Source organism: Candidatus Limnocylindrales bacterium (assembly GCA_035571835.1).
Lineage (GTDB): Bacteria > Desulfobacterota > Binatia > UBA1149 > CAITLU01 > DATNBU01.
The window spans coordinates 37,854-59,236 of record DATNBU010000016.1 but is presented as its reverse complement, the minus strand read 5'-3'; the positions used below and the strand labels follow the sequence as shown (position 1 = coordinate 59,236).

Annotated in this window: 16 protein-coding genes; 13 read left to right on the top strand and 3 right to left on the bottom strand. The window is 65.5% G+C overall.

What is annotated here, in order from left to right; genetic code table 11:
* The 4 genes from VN634_06765 to VN634_06750 all read left to right on the top strand — a co-directional run.
* On the top strand, window positions 1–1,169 hold a 1,169-nt coding region (locus VN634_06765), incomplete at its 5' end, for a putative PEP-binding protein (GenBank protein ID HXC50563.1).
* A 78-nt stretch (window positions 1,170–1,247) separates the two neighbouring features.
* Entirely contained in the window at window positions 1,248–2,114 is an 867-nt protein-coding gene (gene aroE, locus VN634_06760; protein ID HXC50562.1) for a shikimate dehydrogenase, read from the top strand.
* A gap of 64 nt (window positions 2,115–2,178) precedes the next feature.
* Window positions 2,179–3,237, top strand: a complete 1,059-nt coding sequence (locus tag VN634_06755) for a hypothetical protein (GenBank protein ID HXC50561.1) — start codon at window positions 2,179–2,181, stop codon at window positions 3,235–3,237.
* A gap of 71 nt (window positions 3,238–3,308) precedes the next feature.
* Window positions 3,309–4,103, top strand: coding sequence for a sterol desaturase family protein (locus VN634_06750; protein HXC50560.1), 795 nt, complete (start codon window positions 3,309–3,311; stop codon window positions 4,101–4,103).
* Here VN634_06750 and VN634_06745 read toward each other — a convergent pair.
* On the bottom strand, window positions 4,079–7,603 hold the full coding sequence (locus VN634_06745; protein ID HXC50559.1) for a phosphatase PAP2 family protein: 3,525 nt from the start codon (window positions 7,601–7,603) through the stop codon (window positions 4,079–4,081). The two genes, VN634_06750 and VN634_06745, sit on opposite strands and share 25 nt — an antisense overlap.
* 98 nt (window positions 7,604–7,701) lie before the next feature.
* On the opposite strand from VN634_06745, the gene VN634_06740 reads away from it, so the two are divergent.
* The 4 genes from VN634_06740 to VN634_06725 all read left to right on the top strand — a co-directional run bounded on the left by VN634_06740 (window position 7,702) and on the right by VN634_06725 (window position 12,639).
* A complete protein-coding gene (locus tag VN634_06740) occupies window positions 7,702–9,276 on the top strand; it encodes an amino acid adenylation domain-containing protein (GenBank protein HXC50558.1) in 1,575 nt (524 codons plus the stop codon).
* Window positions 9,273–10,805 (top strand): hypothetical protein, encoded by a 1,533-nt coding sequence (locus VN634_06735; GenBank protein HXC50557.1) that lies wholly within the window; start codon window positions 9,273–9,275, stop codon window positions 10,803–10,805. Before VN634_06740 ends, VN634_06735 begins: the two co-directional genes overlap by 4 nt.
* A 54-nt stretch (window positions 10,806–10,859) precedes the next feature.
* The gene (locus VN634_06730; GenBank protein HXC50556.1) at window positions 10,860–11,111 is read left to right on the top strand and encodes an acyl carrier protein; all 252 of its coding nucleotides are present in this window, start codon (window positions 10,860–10,862) and stop codon (window positions 11,109–11,111) included.
* A gap of 154 nt (window positions 11,112–11,265) precedes the next feature.
* Window positions 11,266–12,639, top strand: a complete 1,374-nt coding sequence (locus tag VN634_06725) for a hemolysin family protein (protein ID HXC50555.1) — start codon at window positions 11,266–11,268, stop codon at window positions 12,637–12,639.
* 39 nt (window positions 12,640–12,678) lie between these two features.
* On the opposite strand, the gene VN634_06720 is transcribed toward VN634_06725, so the two are convergent.
* Window positions 12,679–14,802 carry a porin gene (locus VN634_06720; GenBank protein ID HXC50554.1) on the bottom strand — a complete coding sequence of 708 codons (2,124 nt, stop codon included), beginning with the start codon at window positions 14,800–14,802 and terminating at the stop codon, window positions 12,679–12,681.
* A gap of 148 nt (window positions 14,803–14,950) precedes the next feature.
* Here VN634_06720 and VN634_06715 point away from each other — a divergent pair, with 148 nt between their 5' ends.
* The 5 genes from VN634_06715 to VN634_06695 all read left to right on the top strand — a co-directional run bounded on the left by VN634_06715 (window position 14,951) and on the right by VN634_06695 (window position 20,298).
* Window positions 14,951–15,574, top strand: a complete 624-nt coding sequence (locus VN634_06715) for an MSMEG_1061 family FMN-dependent PPOX-type flavoprotein (GenBank protein ID HXC50553.1) — start codon at window positions 14,951–14,953, stop codon at window positions 15,572–15,574.
* Between the two features lie 90 nt (window positions 15,575–15,664).
* Entirely contained in the window at window positions 15,665–16,690 is a 1,026-nt protein-coding gene (locus tag VN634_06710) for an NADP-dependent oxidoreductase (GenBank protein ID HXC50552.1), read from the top strand.
* Between the two features lie 87 nt (window positions 16,691–16,777).
* Entirely contained in the window at window positions 16,778–18,667 is a 1,890-nt protein-coding gene (locus tag VN634_06705; GenBank protein HXC50551.1) for a trypsin-like serine protease, read from the top strand.
* A 158-nt stretch (window positions 18,668–18,825) separates the two neighbouring features.
* Window positions 18,826–19,611, top strand: coding sequence for a CPBP family intramembrane glutamic endopeptidase (locus VN634_06700; protein HXC50550.1), 786 nt, complete (start codon window positions 18,826–18,828; stop codon window positions 19,609–19,611).
* Between the two features lie 39 nt (window positions 19,612–19,650).
* Window positions 19,651–20,298 (top strand): FxLYD domain-containing protein, encoded by a 648-nt coding sequence (locus VN634_06695; GenBank protein ID HXC50549.1) that lies wholly within the window; start codon window positions 19,651–19,653, stop codon window positions 20,296–20,298.
* Window positions 20,299–20,300: 2 nt separating this feature from the next.
* Here VN634_06695 and VN634_06690 read toward each other — a convergent pair whose 3' ends face one another.
* A complete protein-coding gene (locus tag VN634_06690) occupies window positions 20,301–21,380 on the bottom strand; it encodes a hypothetical protein (protein HXC50548.1) in 1,080 nt (359 codons plus the stop codon).
* Window positions 21,381–21,383: the final 3 nt, after the last annotated feature.

The following is a 21,383-nucleotide window of genomic DNA, read 5'->3' as shown; positions in this document are numbered from 1 at the left end:
GCACCGAGCACATGTTCTTCGACCACATCGAGCCGATGCGCGAGATGATCCTTGCCGGCTCGGTCTACCTCGGACAGGTTCCGACCACGCAGGCCAAGGTTTCCGGCGACTTCAGCAAGCTCATGGGCTGGGCCGACAAGGCGCGACGCCTGAAGGTGCGCACCAACGCCGATACGCCGCACGACGCCGAGGTTGCGCGCGAGTTCGGCGCCGAAGGCATCGGCCTGTGCCGCACCGAGCACATGTTCTTCCAGGGCGACCGCATCGATGCTGTGCGCGAGATGATTCTGGCGACCACGCTCGAAGCGCGCGAGAAAGCCCTTGCCAAGCTGCTGCCGTACCAGCGCAAGGATTTCGCCGGCATCTTCAAGGCGATGAACGGCCTGCCGGTCACGATCCGCCTGCTCGATCCGCCGCTGCACGAGTTCCTGCCGCACAGCGACGAGGAGTATGCCGAGCTCGCGAAGAAGACCGGCCTCAAGAAGGCCGCGCTCGAGCAGACCGGCCAGGCGCTGCACGAGTTCAACCCGATGCTCGGCCACCGCGGCTGCCGGCTCGCCATCACGTATCCGGAAATCTACGCGATGCAGACGCGCGCGATCATCGAAGCCGCGGTCGAAGTCGCGGCCAAGGGCACCAAGGTGCTGCCGGAGATCATGATCCCGCTGGTCGCGACCGAGAGCGAGCTCAAGCGCCTGCGCGCGCTCGTCATCGAGACCGCCGAAGCCGTGCTCGTGAAAAAGAAGAAGAAGCTCGCGTACACGGTCGGCACGATGATCGAAGTGCCGCGCGCCGCGCTGGTCGCCGACGCGATCGCGCGCCACGCAGACTTCTTCTCGTTCGGGACCAACGACCTTACGCAGATGGGCTTCGGCCTGTCGCGCGACGATGCGGGCAGGTTCCTGCCCGAGTACGTCGACAGCGGCGTGCTCGACGACGATCCGTTCGTGACCATCGACCAGTCCGGCATCGGAGCGCTGATGCAGATCGCGGCCGACAAGGGCCGAAGCGTCAAGGCCGGCCTCAAGCTCGGCATCTGCGGCGAGCACGGCGGCGACCCGCGCTCGGTCATCTTCTGCGACCGCATCGGCCTCGACTACGTCTCGTGCTCCCCATACCGCGTCCCCGTCGCAAGGCTCGCCGCCGCCCACGCCGCGCTGACGAAATAAAAAGGGGACAGGTACAATTAAAAAAAGCCTGACAATCCGCGGGTCGTGTGCGAGGACAGCGGCCTCCCCGGGATCGCAATGGCGACGCGCACGAAGAGCGTAGCGACCACGGCGGTCGAGGGGACGACCCGCGTCGTCGGCATCCTCGGCAACCCGGTCGACCACTCGCTGTCGCCGCGCATGCACAACGCCGCCTACGCGGCGCTCGGGCTCGACTACGTCTACGTTCCGTTCCGCACGGCGCCGGACGGAATCCGCGGGGCCGTACGCGCCATGCGCACGCTCGGCATCGTCGGCTTCAACGTCACCGTTCCGTACAAGCAGGACGTCGTCCGCCTCGTCGATCGCGTGACCGCAACCGCGTCCGCCATCGGCGCGGTCAACACGATCTACCGCGGCGGCGAGGACGGCAATGAGATCATCGGCGAGAACACCGACGCCGAAGGCTTCGCCGCGGCGCTGCGTTCCCACGGAGAGAAGACAAAGGGCGCGCGCGCCCTCGTGATCGGCGCCGGTGGCAGTGCACGCGCCGTGCTGCACGCGCTGAAGGCCGGCGGCGCAAAGGAAGTCCTCCTCGCCAACCGCACCGTTTCGAAGGCCGCCCGCCTCGCAAAGGAATTTGGCGCGGCCGCCGTCCCGCTCGCGGCGCTCGAGGACAAGGCGATGCTCGCCACGCGCACCCTCGTCGTCAACTGCACACCCGTCGGACTGAAAGGCGGCGCGTACCTCCGCTACGACGCGGCGGCGACGCCGAGGGACTGCGTCCATTTCGACCTCGCCTACGGACGCGGCCTGACTCCGTTCCTCGATCTCGCCCGCATTGCCCGCAGGCCGCTCGTCGACGGCCGCCACATGCTCGTGCACCAGGGCGCAGCGGCGTTTCGCCTGTTCACCGGCAGGAAAGCTCCGATCGAAGTCATGCTCGACGCGGTCGGTCTCGTCTAAGGCCTTCTCGACTCAACCCCGCCGCAGCGGTACAAGGCCGGCGCCCGAGGGGAGGAAAAACCCGATGCTGTCTATTCGTACCGTCCGAGCTGGAGTCGCACTCGTCTGTCTGGCCGCCCTGCTGCCAAGCTGCAGCGGCGACGGGAACTTCGAAGAGCGAGTCAACTTCGGAATCAACGGCGCGGGCCAGTGCGACAACATGGTCGTCGACGTGGACATCGCCGGCGCCTTCGCCGTGCTTGCGCACACCTCCGACGGATCGATCGACTGCCGGGCCCATGCCCTTCTCGACAGCGCCTGCAACATTTCGTTCGCGGAGCTCGATTCGGGCAGGACGCTGCGTGTCACGATCGACGATTGCGCGATCCCTCCGACCACCGGGCTCTTCGATTGCGGCTTTTCCAAGATCGACGTCGGGCTGATGCAGACGCAGATGGACGCCGAATGCTCGTGCACGACCAACCGCTGCGACGACACGCCGCCGATGTGCGCGAGCCGCGACGACGACCCGTACTTCTGCGAGAACTGCTCGGACGGCAAAGACAACGACGACGACCGCCTCGTCGACTGCAGCGACCCGAACTGCGACCATTCGTATGAGTGCGCGGCAAGCACCACGACGACGTCGACCACCTTTGAAACCACGCTGCCGTCGACCACATCCACCAGCTCGACGACCTCGACGACGTCGAGCACGCTGCCGGGGGACACCACGACCACAACCACCGTCACGACGACGACCATCGCAGGCAGCCAGAACGTCATCGTGGTCTTCCACGTCGATTCTGCGACCGGTGTCCTCGGCTCGATGCAGCTGCGTACCGACTACACGAACGCGCCGGGCGAATTCGTCGGCAGCGGTGCAGCGGTCGAATGCACCAACAAGGTCGACGGCGCCCTGTTCGCGCCGAACGACTTCGACGACACTCACGATCTCCGACTCGGAATCGTCGCGCTGACCGGATTCAGCGCACCGAAGGACATCGTCGAGTGCCTCTTCCACAACACTCCGCCGGATTCTGCCGTGGCCAGCGACTTTTCGGTCGTGGTCGAAGATGCGACCGATGCGGACGGCAATCCGCTCACGGCGACGGTCAGCGTCAACATCAAAGCGGCGCCGTAGCATCGCGAACGGACGCAGCGCCGCGACGGGCTTGACTGCCGGCCGGACGGCATAGTAACGACGCCGGCTCGATGGGCTTCATCTGTTCCTTCATTCTGGCCGGCTTCGCGCTGCAGCTTGCGGCGGCGTGGTGGCCGATCCGGGTCTTCGACGACGACAAGGAAGTCGTGCTCGACGTCGTCGCGCTGGTCGTTGCGCTCGTAACGCAGATCGCCATCGCGGCAGTCGCGTTCCCGGCGATCTCGAGCATCCAGTGGGTGCCGTTCGTCTCCGGCGGCTATCACTACCTGCTCACGCTGACTCCGCTCGAAGCGGGACTGTTTTACTTCCTGGTCGTCGATTTCATCGCGTACTGGATGCACCGGCTGAATCACGCCCGATGGCTGTGGTCGACGCACGCGTTCCATCACAGCTCGCGCAATCTCTACTGGGCTTCGGGGATGCGCGGCAGCCCCGTGCATTTCCTGCTGCTCGGGATCCCGAGCCTCATCGTGCAGGTGTTCTTCTCGCCGGAAGGCTACGTCCTGTGGCTCGTGCTCGCGTACGGCGTCGTCCACAACAGCCTGATCCATTCGAACGTCAGGCTTCCGCGGGCGATCAACTGGGTCTTCGTGACCGGCGAATCCCATCTCGTGCATCACGCGCGCGACACGAAGCTCGGCAACACCAACTTTGGTTTCCTGTTCACGTTCTGGGATCGCATGTTCGGGACCTGGACGGACCCGGCATCGGTGGCGCCCGACTATCCGCTCGGTCTCGGCTACGAAGTTTCGCCGATGCGTCTGGTCGCAGGCCTGCCGCCGCGATCCGCATCATCGAGCAGGCTTGCCGCGGCTCGGCTTCAGAACGTCGCAGCCGGCGACTGAGCGCTCGCGCTTTTGCGCGCATACTGCGCGAGCAGTCTCAGGCTTTCCGGAGTCTTGCCGGCGGTGACGAAGCTGTACGGTGCCTGGTACGTCAGGAACAGATCGCGATCGGTCGAGGCGAGGGCCTCGGGCGTAACGCCGAGGCGCCCGGCCATCGCGGACAGCAATCGATCGATATCGGCGGGTTCGAGCCGGCCGCCCTCGTCCATGGACGGCGCATCTTGCGTCATGCGGTCGGCGACGCCCGCGAGAACGTCATCGTTGTCCGCCGAATCCGGCGGCGCTGCGCAGTCGCCGCGGCACGCAACGAGCGTTGCATGCGTCCCGAGGAAGTAAAGGTGTACGCCACCGAACGCCTGGCGCGCGGATGCGAGCACCGACGTCAGCCCGACGGCCGAAAGCCTTTCGAGCGCAAGATCCTGCTGCATCACTCCAGCGGCTGTGAGATGGGCGGCGACGATCCGGTAGAAATCGCGCGTGCACAGCGAGGCCGTCTCCGGCACCGAGATCTGCGGCTTGTCGATCGCGACCAGGTCGAACGGTGTATCGCTCGCCTGAAGCACGCTTCGCCCGTCGGTCGTGAGAATTGAAATCCTGGCCGCATCGCCGATGCCGGTGAGATGCGTTGCAGCCATCACGACGATTGCAGCATTCGGCTCGGCCACGATCACGTGCGCGAAGCCGGCATCTTCGAGAATGCGAATGGAACGGCCGCTGCCGAGTCCGATCACGAGCGCCCGCTCGCGACCCGCGGTCCGCAGCAGGCCGGCCATCTCGCGCGGCGAAGGCACGATTCCGTCGCGCCTTTCCGCTTCGACGAGACCATTGACGCGGAGGATTTTTCCGTCGCCGCCGGCCGGCCGGTGAACCGTGACCAGCCCGCTGCTGCCGTATGCACGATCGACGACCTCGCCGGGCAGCTCCGCGCGGAACGTGAGCCCACTCGTCGAAGCAAGGCGATCGGCATCGAAACGGCTCGCGACAAACGAGAGAAGAATTGCCGTCAGTGCGAGCGCTGCAACGCACGAGCGGCGCGCCCCGCCGTCGAGCAGTCGCAGCGGGATCAGCGCGAGCGCGAGGCCGGTGCCGATCAGAGCCGCAAGCACCGCGCGCGGGCCGAATGCGGAAAGCAGCATGAACCGGGCTGCAAGTGCGCCGAGAATGCCGCCGGTCAACGCGATCGTCGCGATCAGGGAGAACCCGTCGGGCGCACGCCTTCGATCCCCGGCAGCAACGGCAGCGGCAGACGTCAGCAGCGTCCCTGCACACAGCATCGCCGGAAGCGCGAAGAACAGCGCAGCGAAAAGCCGCACGAACTCACGCTGCCGGAATACCGTCATCATCTGGTAACGGTCGATGTAGCCTTCGAACGAAGCGAAGTAGCCAGGCAGGTCGTTCCACAACGGAAGCTGCAGTGTCGTCACGGCAAGCAGCGTCGCGGCCGAGCATGCGAGAAGCCTGCGGGCATCGCGTTCGACGAGAAGCTGCCATGCGAGGAGCGCGCCGCCACCGACGCCGGCAAGGACTGCGGCCGCAACCTGATCCCGGGAATACACGGTGTCGCCGAGCGCCGCGGTGAGCAGGTGCGCAAACGTCGCGATCAGACCTCCGATCCAGATCGCGGCGATCGCGGCGCCGCCGTGCGCCGCCGCCGGTACATGCCGTTCGCACTGTAGCGGCGCTGCCTTTCTCGCAACCGCAACAGCAGCGGCAACCGCAACAGCAGCCGCGTAAAAACAGAGCGCAATGTGGTGGAAGACCAGCGTCGGGCGCACCAGATACGCCGTCGCCATTGCACCGATCCCCGCTCCGAGCAGCGGAAGTGCGATCGCCAGCCCCGTTGCACGGCCCGGCCGTTCGTCCTCGATCCAGAGCTGCCGCGCGACCGCTGCGATGACCACACCGCTGGCAATCGCACCCGGCAGGATCAGAAGCGCAGCGGAGAGAAACCGGAACGCATCACCCGCGCCCGGCTGGCTCTCGATCCAAGGCAGTACCTGGACCGAAACGACGCCGAACGCGGCCGCACTCGCCGCCCCTGCCGCAGCAACGCGAAGCGGATCCGTGAACGCCGCGAGCAGCCGGCCGCTCGCACCGGCGCCGATGGCGATACCAGCCAGAACGAGGACCGACAGCCAGGCTCGCATCGCGGGCACGTCGCCGACGACGAGCACGAGGGCATTCGAAAGCATCCGGTGATGCAGCAGGTCCGCGACGCCGAGCAGCACCAGTGCCAGTGCCGCGCCGCGCGCGGGCCACGAAAGCGCCGGCGGCTGCGCGCGTTCCGCAACGTCCTCCTCGAGTCGGACCGCGTGGATCCTGCGCTGGAGGACCGACGAGATCGCGACGACGGCCCCCGCGACCAGCCACAGTGCCGGCGCCGGCAACGCCAGAAAGACGTCGCTCCAGGTAACCATCGCGATCCACGCCAGCGTCATCGCAAGGCCCGCAGCGATCGCCATGCGCCGCAGGCGCTCGCTCGTCACGCGCGTAGCCCAGGCCTGCGCTGCCAGTGTCAGCGGGAACGCCGCGACGACGTCGACCACGTAATGAAATCCGAGCCCGACGGTGGCGAGCAGCGTGATCGCGAGGAACGCCGCCGCCAGCGCACGCATCCAGCCGGCGAGCGGCCGCGCGTTCCACCACACCAGCAGCGCCCATGCGCTGTGAAGCGACGGCATGCAGTTGCGCGGCATCGCCGCGGCCAGCGTACGGCTGGCGTCGAGCGTCGCCGGATCCGGCGGTGCGTGAGGAAAGCTGTCCGGGAACGCGTAGATCGGGCCGGTCACGGGCACGAGGTGATATCCGGCGTAACCGACGATCGTCACCGCCACGAACGCGACCAGCGCGTCGCTCGACCGCACGCCCGCACGGCGCCGCAACGCATGCACCAGCATCAGCGCGAGCGGCAGGCACACGTAGACGCCGAGGCACACATCGTTGAGCAGCGGAACAGACGCGGTGAAGCGGCCGACGACGAAGCTGAGCGGCGCGCCGAACGCTGCGTCGGCGAGATACATGCGATGGTCGTACGTGGTCGGCCACAGTGCCGCGGTCAGATAGATCATCGGATGCGCGAGGATCACGAAGCCCGGCAGGATCAGTGCCGGCAGCAGCACCTCGAGCACGTCCTGACGTTCGGAGCCGCGCGCCCGGACGGCAGCTGCGACGAGCGATGCGATCGAACCCAGGCCGAGCGCGCACGCCGCCGAGCTCACAGCCGGATGCGGACCGGCATCGTAGAGATAGATCGGCGCGGCCAGAAGGATCGCCGCGACCGCCGTCGCAATCAGCTCGCTGCGCCGCGGCCTGAGCAGCAGCTGCGACGCGAACGACCCGACCAGGCTCGGAGCAAAGAACGGAAGCGCGAGCAGCGGAGCGATTCCGCCGCGGAGAAGACCGGGAGTGATCGATGCGCGGCTGGCCAGCTCGCAGACGCCGAGCAGCACCGCGATGCCGCGAAGAATGGCGGCGTGGCTGCGAACCTGCCTCGCCGACATCGCGCTGCTGTATGGAGGCGCATGGGTCGTGTCAATGAAACCGGCGGGCGCATGGTGTGACGGCGAGCCATCTGGTATCGGTCCCGCGCCCGAATGCCATGGCCGACGATTCCCATCTTTCCGCGGTGCCCACGCAGCCAATGCTCAACCTTGCCGGCGCCGCGCTGGCCCATGCGCAATCGCAACCTGCGGCTCCTGCGCTGATCGTCGGCGATCGCACGTGGACGTATGCCGGGCTCGGTGAGGTCACGACGCGGGTTGGCGGATGGCTTCGCGCTTCGGCCGGCAACGCTCCGCGTGTCGGCATCCTCGCGAGTCGAAGCCTCGAGACCTACGCAGGCATCCTCGGCGCGGCGTGCGCCGGCGGAACGTACGTGCCGATCAATCCCAGGCAGCCCGCAGCACGCATTGCGTCGATTCTCGAGCGTGCGCGGCTTTCTGCGCTGATCGTCGACGCTGCTGCCGCCGCGCACCTGGCCGATTCGCGGATCCGCGGGAGCCTGCCGCCGCACGTGCTCACGTCCGTATCACCCGACGCGACCGGCGATGCGTCGAGCGCGGGGTTTCCGGTGCCGGTCGCATCGGACCACGCGGCCTACATCATGTTCACGTCGGGGACCACGGGCGTGCCGAAGGGTGTCGTGGTTACCGCCGGCAACGTGGCGTGTTTCCTGTCGGCGGTGCGCGAGCAGTACGGCATTCATCCGGGCGACCGCGCCGGGCAGTTCTGCGAAACATCCTTCGACGTGTCGGTGTTCGAGATGTTCGCCGCGTGGGCCGGCGGTGCCTGCGTCGTCGTCGTTCCCGAGTCGCAGCTGATGGCGCCGGCCGGCTTCATCCGAAGGGAAAAGCTCACCGTCTGGACATCGGTCCCGTCGGTCATCGCGATGCTGTCGCGCATGAAGATGCTCGACGCGGGCATGTTTCCGTCGCTGCGCGTGTCGTTCTTCATCGGCGAAGCGCTGCCCGCCAAGGCTGCGCGCGATTGGCAGGCCGCTGCGCCGGCAAGCGTCGTCGACAATCAGTACGGACCGACCGAAGCGACCGTTGCGTGCACCGTGCAGCGCGTCGCAGATCCGCTCCTTGAGACGCCGGGACGCGGAACCGTCGCGATCGGCAGGCCGTATCCGGAGATGGAAGCCGAAGTGGTCGGCGAAGGCGGCCGCTTCCTTTCCGACGGCGAGATCGGCGAGCTCGCACTGTCGGGACCGCAGCTCGCCGCCGGATATCTCGACGATGACGAGCAGACCGCCCGCCGCTTTCCGGAGCTCGACCATCCGCGCCTCGGGCGCCGCCGCTGGTACCGGACAGGCGATCTCGCTTACCGGGACGAAGCTGGAGTCCTGCATTGCCTCGGGCGCACCGATCACCAGGTGAAGATCATGGGTCACCGCGTCGAGCTCGAGGATCTCGAGGCGCATCTTCGCGCGGCGAGTGGAACCGATGCGGTCACGGCGATCGCGTGGCCCGTCGTCAGCGGCAATGCCGCCGGCGTCGCGGCGTTCGTCTGCGGGGCGAACGTGCCCGTTGCCGCGATCCGCGACAGGCTGCGTGAGCTGGTTCCGCCGTACATGGTTCCGCGCCGCATCGTCGAGGTCGACGAGCTGCCGCGCTCGGCAAACGGCAAGATCGACCGCGCCGCGCTCGGCGCGATGCTCGACGAGACGCGATGAGCGCGTCGAACAAAGAGCGCGATGAGCGCTCGCCGGAAGTCCGCGACCAGCGCTCGTCCGAAGTCCGCGACCAGCGCTCGCCCAAAGAGCGCGACCAGCGCTCGCCGGCGGCGCGCTGGAAATTTCTCGCGACACCGGCGGGCCGCCTCGCGATGGTTGCGGCTTACACGGCGCTGCTGGCGGTGAGCAACGCGGCCGCGTGGCCGGCCGTGGCGCTCGGGCTCGTCGTCACATCGCTTCTTCCGCAGCACCGGCGCGTAATCCTGGCGATCGCGACGATCGGTGTCATCGCATTTTCGCCGCCGCTCGACATCGACCGGCTCGGCGCGCTCGCATCGTGGCATTTTGCTTCATCCTGGATGCCTCTGTGGCCGTTCGCGGTCATCGCAACGCTCGCGTTCGGCTGCGGTTACGTCGAGCTCATTCGCCGAAAGCCGAAATCGCTCTTCGCGCGGCGGCCGGTTCTGATCCTCGTGCTCCTGCTGACGGCGCTTCTCGTCGTGGCCGGCGATCTTCCGATCAACGGCGGCGCGTGGTTCGTCGTAACGTCGCTTTCGATGTGCCTCGCGAGCTATCTCTGGTTTTTCGCGTACGCGGCTTCGGAGACGAAGCTTCGCGGCGCGCCGCCGGCCACCCGTCAGCTCGGTTACTGGCGGCCGTTCTGGGGATTCAGCAACGTTCCGATCGGCAAAGGCGCAGCCTATCTGGAGCGCGTCGAAGCACGCGACGCCGAAACGCTCGCACGCGTGCAATTGCGCGGGCTGCAGCTGATGGCGTGGTGCACGCTGCTGTTCTTCGTGATGAACGCGTTCCGTTTCGCGGTCTACGCGCCGCACGGGCCGATTGGAGGCGTCGCCGGTCGCCTGCTCTGGTGGCTTCCGCCCGAAGGCCTGCCGCCGATTCCTGCGCTTCTCGAGTATCAGGCGCGCGGCGAGCCGCTGCCGTTTGCGACGCGCTGGGCTTCGATGCTCGCCGAATTCGTCATGACCGTGCTGCACATGACGACGTGGGGCAACTCGATCGTGGCCACGTGCCGGATGGCCGGCTACGACGCGGCGCCGAACACCGACCGGCCGCTGCTGTCGACGTCGATCGCCGAGTTCTACAACCGCTTCTATTTTTACTTCAAGGAGCTGCTCGCGACGTTCTTCTTCTATCCGACCTACCTCGGGTTCTTCCGTTCGCAGCCGAAAGTGCGGCTGTTCGTCGCTACGGTGATGGCCGCGGGTTTCGGCAACTTCCTGTTCCATTTCTTTCGCGACAGCGACCGGATCTACAGTCTCGGGTTTTTTCCTGCGCTGTTCGCGTACCGCACGTACGCACTGTACGCGCTGATCCTCGGCGTCGGCATCGCGATCTCGCAGGTTCGCCTGCTCGCGCGTCACCGCCGCCATCCACAAGGCCTGCGCAGAGCGGGCGCCACCGTCGGTGTGCTTTTCTTCTACTGCCTGCTCGGGCTTCTCGACGTGCAGACGCCGTACGACCTGTCCGACTATGCGGCGGTCTACCTCAGCCTGTTCGTGCCGTGACGACGACGCCGTGGTTTTGTGCCGGGCGATGAGATAGCTGCCGAAGCTTCGCCGATGAGCTCACGAAAGGAACAGATCCGCCGCATCGTGGCGCGCGCTCTTGCCGAGGCCGGCGACGAGCTTCCGCTCACGGACACCGATTCCCTGGTGGTCTCCGGACGGATCAGCTCGCTCGACGTCGTCGCCATCCTCGTCGCGCTCGAGGAGAGTTTCGGCATCGAGATCCATGCCGACGAGTTCGACCCTCTGCGCTTCGACAGCGTCGACAGCATCGATGAGCTTCTCGAGGCTGCGTCCGGCAATTGACCGGACGCGCGAGAAGCCGACAGGCTCGGACTTTTGACCGAATCCGCACCTGCGGCGGTTTTTCGCAGGAAATCGGCGGACTGCCAGGGCGGACCGCCGGCGGCTGCATCTCCATGCCAGCCACGTATACTCCCGGCCCTCGCTGCGAGGAGCCATGTCCGGACAACTGGAAACGTTACTGATCGTACTCGGGCTGCTGGCCGCCAACGGATTTTTCGTCGCGGCCGAGTTCGCCCTGGTCAAAGCCAAGCCCGCGCGGCTCGACGCGCTCGCCGAAGACGGCTCGTCGCGCGCCCAGCTCAACGGGTACATCCGCGATAACCTCGAGGCCTACCTCGCCGCGTGCCAGCTCGGAATCACGATGGCTTCCCTCGGGCTCGGCTGGGTCGGCGAGCCGGCCGTCAGCGCACTGCTCGAGCCGGTCTTCCATGCGACCTCGCTGTCGCCGGAGAGCATTCGCACCACCAGCTTCCTGATCGGGTTCGTCGTGTTCTCGTCGCTGCACATCGTGATCGGCGAGCAGGTGCCGAAAACGTTCGCGATCCGGAAGCCGGAGCCGGTTGCGCTGTGGATCGCGTATCCGCTCCATCTGTTCTACCGGTTCACGTATCCGCTCAACTGGACTCTGAATGCCGCGACCGGCGCCGTTCTGTCGCGATTCGGCGTGCAGCAGGCAACGCACGCCGACGTGCTGACCGACGACGAGATCCGCGACGTGATCCAGACCTCGGAGGAGCACGGCGAGCTCGACACCGGCAAAGCCGAGATGCTCCAGAACATGTTCGAGTTCGGCAACCGCACCGCCGCCGAAGTCATGCTGCCGCGCGGCCAGGTCGACCTGCTCGACGCGTCGGCCGATGCCGACACCAACGCGCGCGTGATGCGCGAGAAAGGGCATTCCCGGTTTCCGCTGATCGACGGCAGCATCGACAAGCTGGTCGGAATCGTTCTTGCCAAGGACCTGTTCAATGCCGCGCTCGCCGGCGAAGAGGAACCCTGGCAGGACCTGCGCCGCTTCGTCCGCCAGCCGCTGTTCGTACCGGAGACCATCCCCGTCCAGAAGCTCTTCGAGATGATGCGCGCGAGCCGCAACCACATGGCCTGCGTGGTCGACGAGTACGGCGAGTTCGCCGGCCTCGTCACGCTCGAAGACCTGCTCGAGGAAATCGTCGGCGACATTGCCGACGAGCTCGACGAGAAAGTCTCGGAATACGCCGTCCGCATGATCGGCGATCACTGGGAAGCCCACGGCCTGACGTCGCTGTCGGACATCGAGAAGGCCACGGCCCTCGAGGTTCCCGCCGATACGCAGACCAACACGGTCTCCGGTCTTTTCGCCGAGATTCTCGATCGCCTGCCGGAGTACGGCGATACGATCGAGATCGGCGAGCGCAGGCTCACCGTGCTTTCGATGAAAGACCGGCACGTCGAGCAGGTGCGGATCGAGAACGTGCTGCCGACCGAGCACGAGTCCGACGACGAGCAGCGCGAAAGGATGACCGGCGAGCGGCGCCCGCAGCAGGGCTGACCGCTTTTCGCCGGAGTCGATGAGCGGTCGCTGCGACCGTCAGTGCGGGACCACGCCCCTCAGCACTCCAATCCTGCCCGGGTTCTGACACGAGAAGACGACGCTGTCGTTCTCGTCGAGGAAATCGATGAACGCCGGGAACGCGCATCCGTTCGGTGTCGGCATCGTTACTTTGGACTCGACGATATCGTCGGCTTCGGTATCGATCACCGTCAGCGTGACCGAGCTGTCGAGGCGCCCCGTCGTCAGCACGAGATGACGGCTCCCGCCGAGCCATCGCACCTCGGAGCCGTTCGGAAGGTCGCCGATCGCAACGGTTCCGAGAATGCTCGCCGGCCCCGGGCCTCCCCACTTCACGATCGTCATCGAATCGTCGAGGCCGTTGGTCACCGCGCAGAGTCCGGCGTCGCAGTGAATGCATTCCGGGCCCTTTCCGGTGGGCCCGACGATCGTGACCGCGGCGGTCGGATTCACGAGATCGTGGACGAAGATCGAGCCCGGGCTCTGTCCGATCGCGCCGGTGATGCCGATGACGGGTCCGGTCGGCGTCATCAGTTTTCCGGAAATGAGCTCGCCGAGGCCCATCTTGGTCAGCGCCTGATGATCGAGGATCTTCAGCGGCGTGACCGTATTGGCCGAGCCGTCGTATTCGGCGCGATAGAACGAATCCTCGGTCGAGTTGGTCATCAGCACCGAAGGATGTACGCCCGGCACGATCGTCGGAGCGATGTCGTACCATGCGCGCTTGAGCGGATCGGTGCCGATCACGTCGACGCCCTTCTGCGAGAAGCGCAGGAACTGGTAGCCTTCGCCGGCCGTGAAGAACGCATCTTCCTCGCCGCCGCCGGGATCCTTCATGATCGCGAGTTTGTACTGCGCACCGCTGTCGAGGACGAAGCCGCCGATCTGGATCGCGAACGGCTCGTCGTCTTCGTCGATTTCCGGCTGATAGATCGCGTAACCGCTCTGCGTCGGCCCGCTGACCGGACATACGATCTTCGCTCCGGCAACAAGATCGGTCAGCGCGTCGGTCGTGCCGAGGCACGCCCACGGGAACAGGTGGCTGCCGAGCACGAGGGGCTCGGTACACTCGACTTCGCCTTCGACGTCGGCCGTGTCTTCTTGCGTCGTCTCTTCGAGCTGGACCTGGATGCGGAACTGGCCATCGAACGAAAACGTTCCCGGCGAGTCGCACGTGTACGGCATCCGAAGCAGCGCAGAGCTGAACGAGTCGTACACGATCGGGTCCGTCATCAGCGGCGTACCGGTAAACGGCAGGAACCCGTTCGCCGTCTGGTCGGTAAAGAGCGCCGAGTAGCTCCCGAGGGTCGGATAAGCGGTAAAATTGCCGGTCACGAAAGTCTTCGCGCCGACGGAAAGCACCTCGGGAACGTATGCGTCGAAGCGGGCCTGCGGTGAAAAGTCATACTCGCCGAGATGCCCGAGTCCGATTCTCAAAGCGACGTCGGAGCCGGGAACATAGAAGAACCCACCGCCATAGGCCGATGCCACGCGAACGTACTCGACCGATTCCACTCCGCGCGTGTCTCGCAGCGGCGAAGCTCCGGCGCCCGGGTAGGTCGCCAGCACGTTGAAAAGATCGTACGAGTGCGTTCCGTCCGGCAGCGTCGTCAGACCGACGTTGAAGCGGCCTTCGGCCGGAACGTTGAGCTCGAGCCCCTGCGGCTCGACGACATACACGTCGGTGACACCGAAATCGCCGGTTGCCGGATCGCGAAGCGAAGGTGCAAGGCCCGAGACGGTGATCTCCGTGCTGGTCGAGAGTGCGCCCGGCGGAAACTCGACTTCGAACCGCCCGTCGGAGGCCGTCACGGTTCCACCTGCCGCTCCGATCGTTGCGTGAACCGGACAAGCTACGCATTTGAGCTCGACGGGTTGGCCGACTGCGAAGCGCAGCGTCAGCAGCGCATCGGTAGCGGTAGTTCTTCCGGAGCGATCGACGTCGCACGTGCACAGCGGACACGTGCGGCTGCCGACCGCGCTCTTGAGAACTCCGAGCGCATCGCCGGCCTTGGGCGGACCCTGCGAGGACACTGCGAGGGCACAAGTGTCTGCGGCTGCTTGGCTTTCGGTGGCGTGCGCGACGAGCAGCGACAGCGAGGCGACGACAAGAGCAACGGTTCCGACCCGCGATGTAGCCATGAGGCGCGTCTCTACCTCTTTGAACCATCAGCCTGCAAGCCTTTTGCCTCGGCCGTCCGGCTGCATCGCTGGAGCCTGAAACCGGACCGCCATAGGGATCTGCCGCTCGCGGCTTCCGGAAAGCGCGCGAGCCGGGGAGCGAGCCGCGATGTCCGATGCATGGCGCATAGAGAACGAAGAGCAGATCGAAGAGCTTCTCGGCAGTCCGTCACAGATGGTGCAGCAGAAGATCTTCGATCACGTCGACGAATACGCCGCGGCGTTCATCGCAAAGTCGCCGCTTCTGCTGGTCGCCACGTCCGATCGCGACGGCAGGCTCGACGTATCACCGAAAGGTGACGCACCCGGATTCGTCTCGATCGAAGACTCGAAGACGCTGCTGCTTCCCGAGCGCATCGGCAACCGGCTCGCGTTCGGGTTTCGCAACATTCTTTCGAATCCGCGCATTGCACTGATCTTCGTGGTGCCGGGCACGACCGAAACGCTGCGGCTTTCCGGGACGGCCGAGCTCACCCGTGACCCCGCGCTGCTCGAACGCCTTTCGGCAAAGGGCAAGCCGGCGCTGCTCGTCACGCGGGTTGCCGTCGAAGAGTGCTTCTTCCACTGCGGCAAGGCGTTCATCCGCTCGGCGCTGTGGCAACCCGGCACCTGGCCCGAAGGCTATCGCGTAAATTTCGGCCGCCAGCTTGCAAAGCGCATGGGCGGCGGCGATGACGTCGTCGAGAAGGTCGAGGAAGCCCTCGTCGACAGCTATACGAACCGCCTGTACTGAAATCGCGAAATCGGGGTCAGACACTGATTTTAACAGACCGGCGCCCGTTCGCTTCATCAAACGCCTGCCGGCTCCACTGGAGATACTGCAATGACGACAAAGAACCACGAAGTGCATCTGAAGCGCCGCCCCGTCGGCATGCCCGTTGAAGAAGATTTCGACGTCGTCGAGGCCAAAATGCCGGAGCCCGGCGACGGCGAGTTCGTCGTGCGCAACATCTGGATGACGGTCGATCCGTACATGCGCGGGCGCATGACCGAGCGCAAGAGCTACGTGCCGCCGTTCCAGATCGGCGAGGTACTCGACGGCGGATCGGTCGGTCAGGTCGTCAAGTCGCGCAATCCTGCATACGCCGAAGGCGACTACGTTTGCGGTTTCGCGAGCGGCGGATGGCGCGAATACAACGTGACCGCCGGCGGAATGATGTTCAACAAGGTCGATCCCGCGCTTGCGCCGCTCGAATGCTATCTCGGCGTGCTCGGCATGCCGGGCCTCACCGCATACACGAGCCTGCTGAAAATCGGCGAGCCGAAGGAAGGCGAAACGATTTTCGTCTCCGCCGCCGCAGGTGCGGTGGGGTCGGTGGTTTCGCAGATCGCGAAGATCAAAGGCCTTCGCGTCGTCGGCTCGGCGGGCTCCGCCGAGAAGTGCAAATGGGTCAAGGAAGTGGCCGGCGCCGACGAATGCGTGAACTACAAATCGGGTTCGCTGTTCGACTCGGTCTCGAAGGCCTGTCCGAAAGGCATCGACATTTATTACGAGAACGTCGGCGGCGAGCACCTCGAGACTGCGCTCGAGCTGATGAACAGCAAGGGACGCCTCGTCATGTGCGGCATGATCAGCATGTACAATGCGACCGAGGCGCCGCCGGGCCCGCGCAACCTCGTCAACGTGATCGGGCGCAGCCTGAAGATGCAGGGCTTCATCGTCTCGGACTACATCGACATGGTTCCGCAGTTCTACATGGAGATGGGCCCGTGGATCGGCGCCGGAAAGATCCGCTGGCAGCAGACGGTGATGGAAGGCATCGGCGCGGCTCCGAAGGCTTTCATCGGACTTTTCCGCGGCGACAACAGCGGCAAGATGCTGGTGAGGCTCGGGCCGGACAAGATCTGAAATCCGCCTTGCGACAGGCCAGCTGCTGGAGATAGGGTCGGGACTTCGGGTTCGCCGGACGCGGACCGGATCCGGGGGATTCTCATCGTGACGCATTCTCAACGTGCACGCGCGTTCCTGGTCGCGGCTGCGATGGCTTTCGGGCTGATATGCGGCGCCGGTGCTGCGCGCGCGGAATCTGTCACGGGTCCCAGCCCCCGGATCATCAATGGCCTTCCGACGCAGAGCTTCCCGACCACGGGCGCGCTGCTCCACAGCGGTGCCGGCGCGATCACGAGCTCGAACGCATCGATGATCTGCAGCGGTACGCTCATCGGCTGCAGGACGTTTCTCGTCGCCGCCCACTGCGTGGTCGACGATACGACGGCGTCGCATTACTGGGTCTACCTCCAGCACAGCGGCCTCGAGACCGTTTCCTCGGTCACGTACAATCCTTCGTACAATCCGGATTTCTCCGGCCGCGACGTGGCGGTCCTCAAGCTCATCGATCCCGTGACCGGCATCGATCCGACGACGATCAATACTACGCACGACCTCGACGCGCTCGGCACCGGACTCGACGGCACGATTGCCGGTTTCGGCAACACCGGCGGCGGCCACTACGGCGTCAAGTATTACGGCGACATGGTCACCGCCGATTGCGTCACCTCGCAGACCGGCGGCGAGAGCAACGACAAGCTCGTCTGCTGGGACTACGCGTCGCCCATCGGTCCGGCCGGCACCGACGCGGACACGTGCGACGGCGATTCGGGCGGGCCGTTGTTCATGGACTTCTCGGGGGCGACCGAGCTCGTCGGAGTTACGTCGGCGGGCAGCTCGGCGACGTGCATGCCGACCGACCACAGCTGGGACGCGAGCGTTTACTACAACCGGACGTGGATCGATACGCAGATCGGCGCGGATTCGACCGACACCTGCGGAGGACTTCCTCCGGTCGGCGACGCAGCGGTCACCGTCAATGAATTCAGCGGCACGCTCAGCTCGGGCAACCTCGACGACAGCTACACGTTTGCAGTGACCGGCGCTCCGTCCGTGCTGCGTGTTACGCTCAACTCCGACGACGGGCGCGTGAATCCGGATCTCTTCGTCCGCAACGGGACTGGTGCCACTGCTACGCTGTTCGACTGCAAGTCGGACGGGGCCATGGCGTACGGTGCGTGCGAGTTTGCGAATCCCGGCGCAGGCACATGGTCGATTTTCGTGCGTCGGACCTCGGGCAGCGGCGTCTACCAGGTGACGGCTACGGCATTCGGCGACCCGGCGATCTGCGGAAACAACATCGCCGAGTCCGGCGAAGAGTGCGACGGCAGCGATCTCGGCTCGTGCGTGACCGGTCCGTGCAGCGCGTGCTCGTGCCCGGCGCCCGTGTGCGGCAACAACCTCGTCGAAAGCGGCGAAGAGTGCGACGGCAGCAACCTCGGCAGCTGCGTGACCGGTCCATGCACCGCGTGCGCGTGCCCGGCTCCGGTCTGCGGCAACGACCTCGTCGAGTCCGGCGAAGACTGTGACGGCACCAGCGATGCGGCCTGCCCGGGCGACTGCTCAGGCTGCTCGTGTCCGAACACGTGCGTGACCGGCGATCTTTATGGTTTGTCGATCGCCTCCGATGATCGCCGCTTCCTGTACAAGGCCGACCTGTTCGATCCGGCCGGTAACTATGCGGATCTCGATCCGCGCGACGACGTATTCTCGCTGAGCGTGACCGACGGCGTCGGCACGGTCGTCGTGTCGATTCCAGCGAACGATCCGGGCTGGATCAAAGCCGATCCTGTCAGCGGACGATATGGATGGAAGGGTGACGGCTCGCTCGGCGGCTTGCGACGCGTGAAGCTCTCGTACAAGCAGCCGCCGTCGGGTGCGTACTGGCTGATCTCGGTGCGCGGGAAGGAAGTTCCGAACGGATCGAGCATCGACGTGTTCAGCGTGCTCGATTTCGATCTGGAGTTCGACGGGAGTTGCCAGCTCCAGCAGTGGTAGGGCCGAGGGAACGCTTGGCGCGAGAAAAATTGAACTCGCCCAGGCGTCGCCGCCAACTCGCACGTCCTTACTCTTTCACCGCTTGTGCCGGTGCTCTGGCATCCCGCGTGAAGCAGAAGACCGACACGACCGGCCAGCTGACCGGGTGAATCAGACAAATGATCGGTAGCGTCAGCAATCCACTTCTCCTCGACCAGGACCTCGCGGAGCGTTGCAACGGCAGCCCGCGCTGGACCATCGCACGGACCGCAATCTATTCGGGCGTCATCGTGACCGTCTCCATCGCAACCCAGCTCTTTGCGATCGTGCTCACGCTCGGCGTGGCGCTGGCCGGCGACCCGGAACTCGACATGGACGCCTGGTTCGCGCGTCCACTCGATACCGACGGCCTCTATCTATCGATCGCCGCCGTTACATCCACGCTGGTCGGTATACCGCTGATCGGACTTCTCGCGGCGCGCCGCGAGAGCAACCCATGGAGTTTTCTCGGCGTAACGCCCGCGTCATTCCGCGCGACAATGGCGTGGTGCATCGCGATCGTGGCCCTTCAGTTCGCGGCTCGATGGCTCGCCGCTGTGCTCGGACAGCCTCCGTCCGAATACATGACCACCGTCTACCAGTCGTCCTCCGACGGCGCGCTGCTGGCCTTGGCTCTCGTGGCAGCAGCGCCACTGCTGGAGGAGATCTTCTTTCGCGGGTTTCTGTTGAGTGCCCTCGAATCAACCGGCATTCCGGCGACGGCCGCCGCGCTGGCCTCGGCGCTCGCCTGGTCACTGATGCACGTGCAGTACAGCCCTTATGACGTTGCGACGATCTTCCTCATGGGGCTCATGCTCGGCGCGGCGCGAAGCCGCACGCGGTCGGTCGTGCCATGCATCGCGATGCACTCGTTGAACAATGCGCTCGCACTCGCCGCGCTTGCGGCCCAGCACGCGCCGGCCTGAGTTGCCGACACGCGACACGTCAAACTATCGGAGGTTGCCATGCTCGAGCTCGCAGGATCATGGGGTAAGTCCGCAACGCTGCTGACGTCATTCTGCCTCTGCGTCATCCTTCGAAGCGAGGGAGCGGCAGCCGAAAAAGAGGTCGCGGTCGTCACGGAATCCACGATGAGCCTCACCATGGGCCACGACACGCTCTACGTGAACACCGTGGGCCGGATCCGCAATAATTCGGATGAGCTGCTGGATGACGTCGTCGTCGAAGTCGAATATTTCGACAAGGACGGCAAGCTGATCGATGCGTCCATCGAACAGCTGTACGGCGTGAAGGTTCCCGTACACGACACGGTCGCCTTTCGCGTAAGCGTCTCAGCCGCTGCGTCCAGGGAACGCTACGCTTCGCATACTGCCAGAGTGATCTCCGCGCCGGAAAACCATTTCGCCAAGAGTGCGCCGGCGGCCGGCACCAGGTCTGAGAGATCTTTGACGAAGAAATCCCTGATGGTCTGGATTCCGCTGGCATTTCTCGCTGCGATTTCGCTCTACATCATACGGCGCTCGAAGAAGAGAAGCGCAGCTCAGGGCCGCAGCGTGGACCTGATCGAAAAACAGATCGATCTGTTCGATTCGCAGAACCGGATTCTCGAGCGAATCGCCGTCGCCGCGGAGGACCCTCGATCGCATGGATGATGCTAAGGCCCGGCTCGATCCGGCGCCGTTGCTCGAGCAGCGGCTGGCGTGACTCCCGCGGTCACCCGGCCCGGCCCGCGCGCAGACCGCGTGCGCGCGCGATCATCGACATACCGAAGCGCAAGCAGGTAGTCGCCGAACGACCGGAACAGGGATGCTTCATTGCTCAGCCGCAACTGCTTCCAGTTGCTGGGCAGCGGTACCGAGACCGCACGGCCGCACGTCGGATTGAAAAACCCGGATTGCTCGCGGGCCACCGCGGCAAATGACGGGGCATGCCAGAGTCCGATTGCGACAAGAAGGGAAGCGATCGCGATCCGCGAGCCGGTTTCGGATCCGAGCCGCGCGAGCAGCGGAACCTGGGCGCCGAGCCAGCCGACCAGACGTCGCGCTGCAACGACTACGACGAGCACGCACAGGGAATACTCGCTTCCGAGCAGACGCATCCGGACGTGCTGATCTTCGTGCAGATTCGTCAGCGACTGAATCGACGCGTCGACGGCGGGAATGCTCGTCAGCCTGGATACTGCCAGTGCCAGCGCCAGAACCACCAGGCTCGCGACGAGCGCGCGATCGTGAAAGTCCGTGATACGACGCGCCGGTAGCGAAGCGAGCGCGAGGCCGAGCGGTACGACGATGGCCAGAATGAGCCCGAGGCCGAGGTGCCAGAGAAAAACGCAGAGCACGCACGCCGCGCATAGCCACCACCGGCGCGCGGCAAAGCAGAGAACGATGGGAATGACGAGCAGACTTCCGGCGCCTCGCGGTACATACGACAGGAACGGCATCATGTTCACCGCGACCTTGCCGAGTACCGGCCCTGTCGGAATCACCTGCCACGCAATGAGGTTGACCGTCAGAAGCGCCGGCCAGAATCCGAACGGCGTTGCGGAGGCCGTCAATGCGACGAAGACAATCGCAAGGAGCGTGACGAGCAGAAGGCTCCACTTTACGCTGTCGGAATAGGGCATCGTCGGGCGGTGCACGACAGAGATGATCGCGTTGGCCATCGGATACGAATTCACCGACAGCAGCCGGAAGCTCGTGCGCGGCCACCGCGCGTCGTGTTCGGACGTTCGCACGAA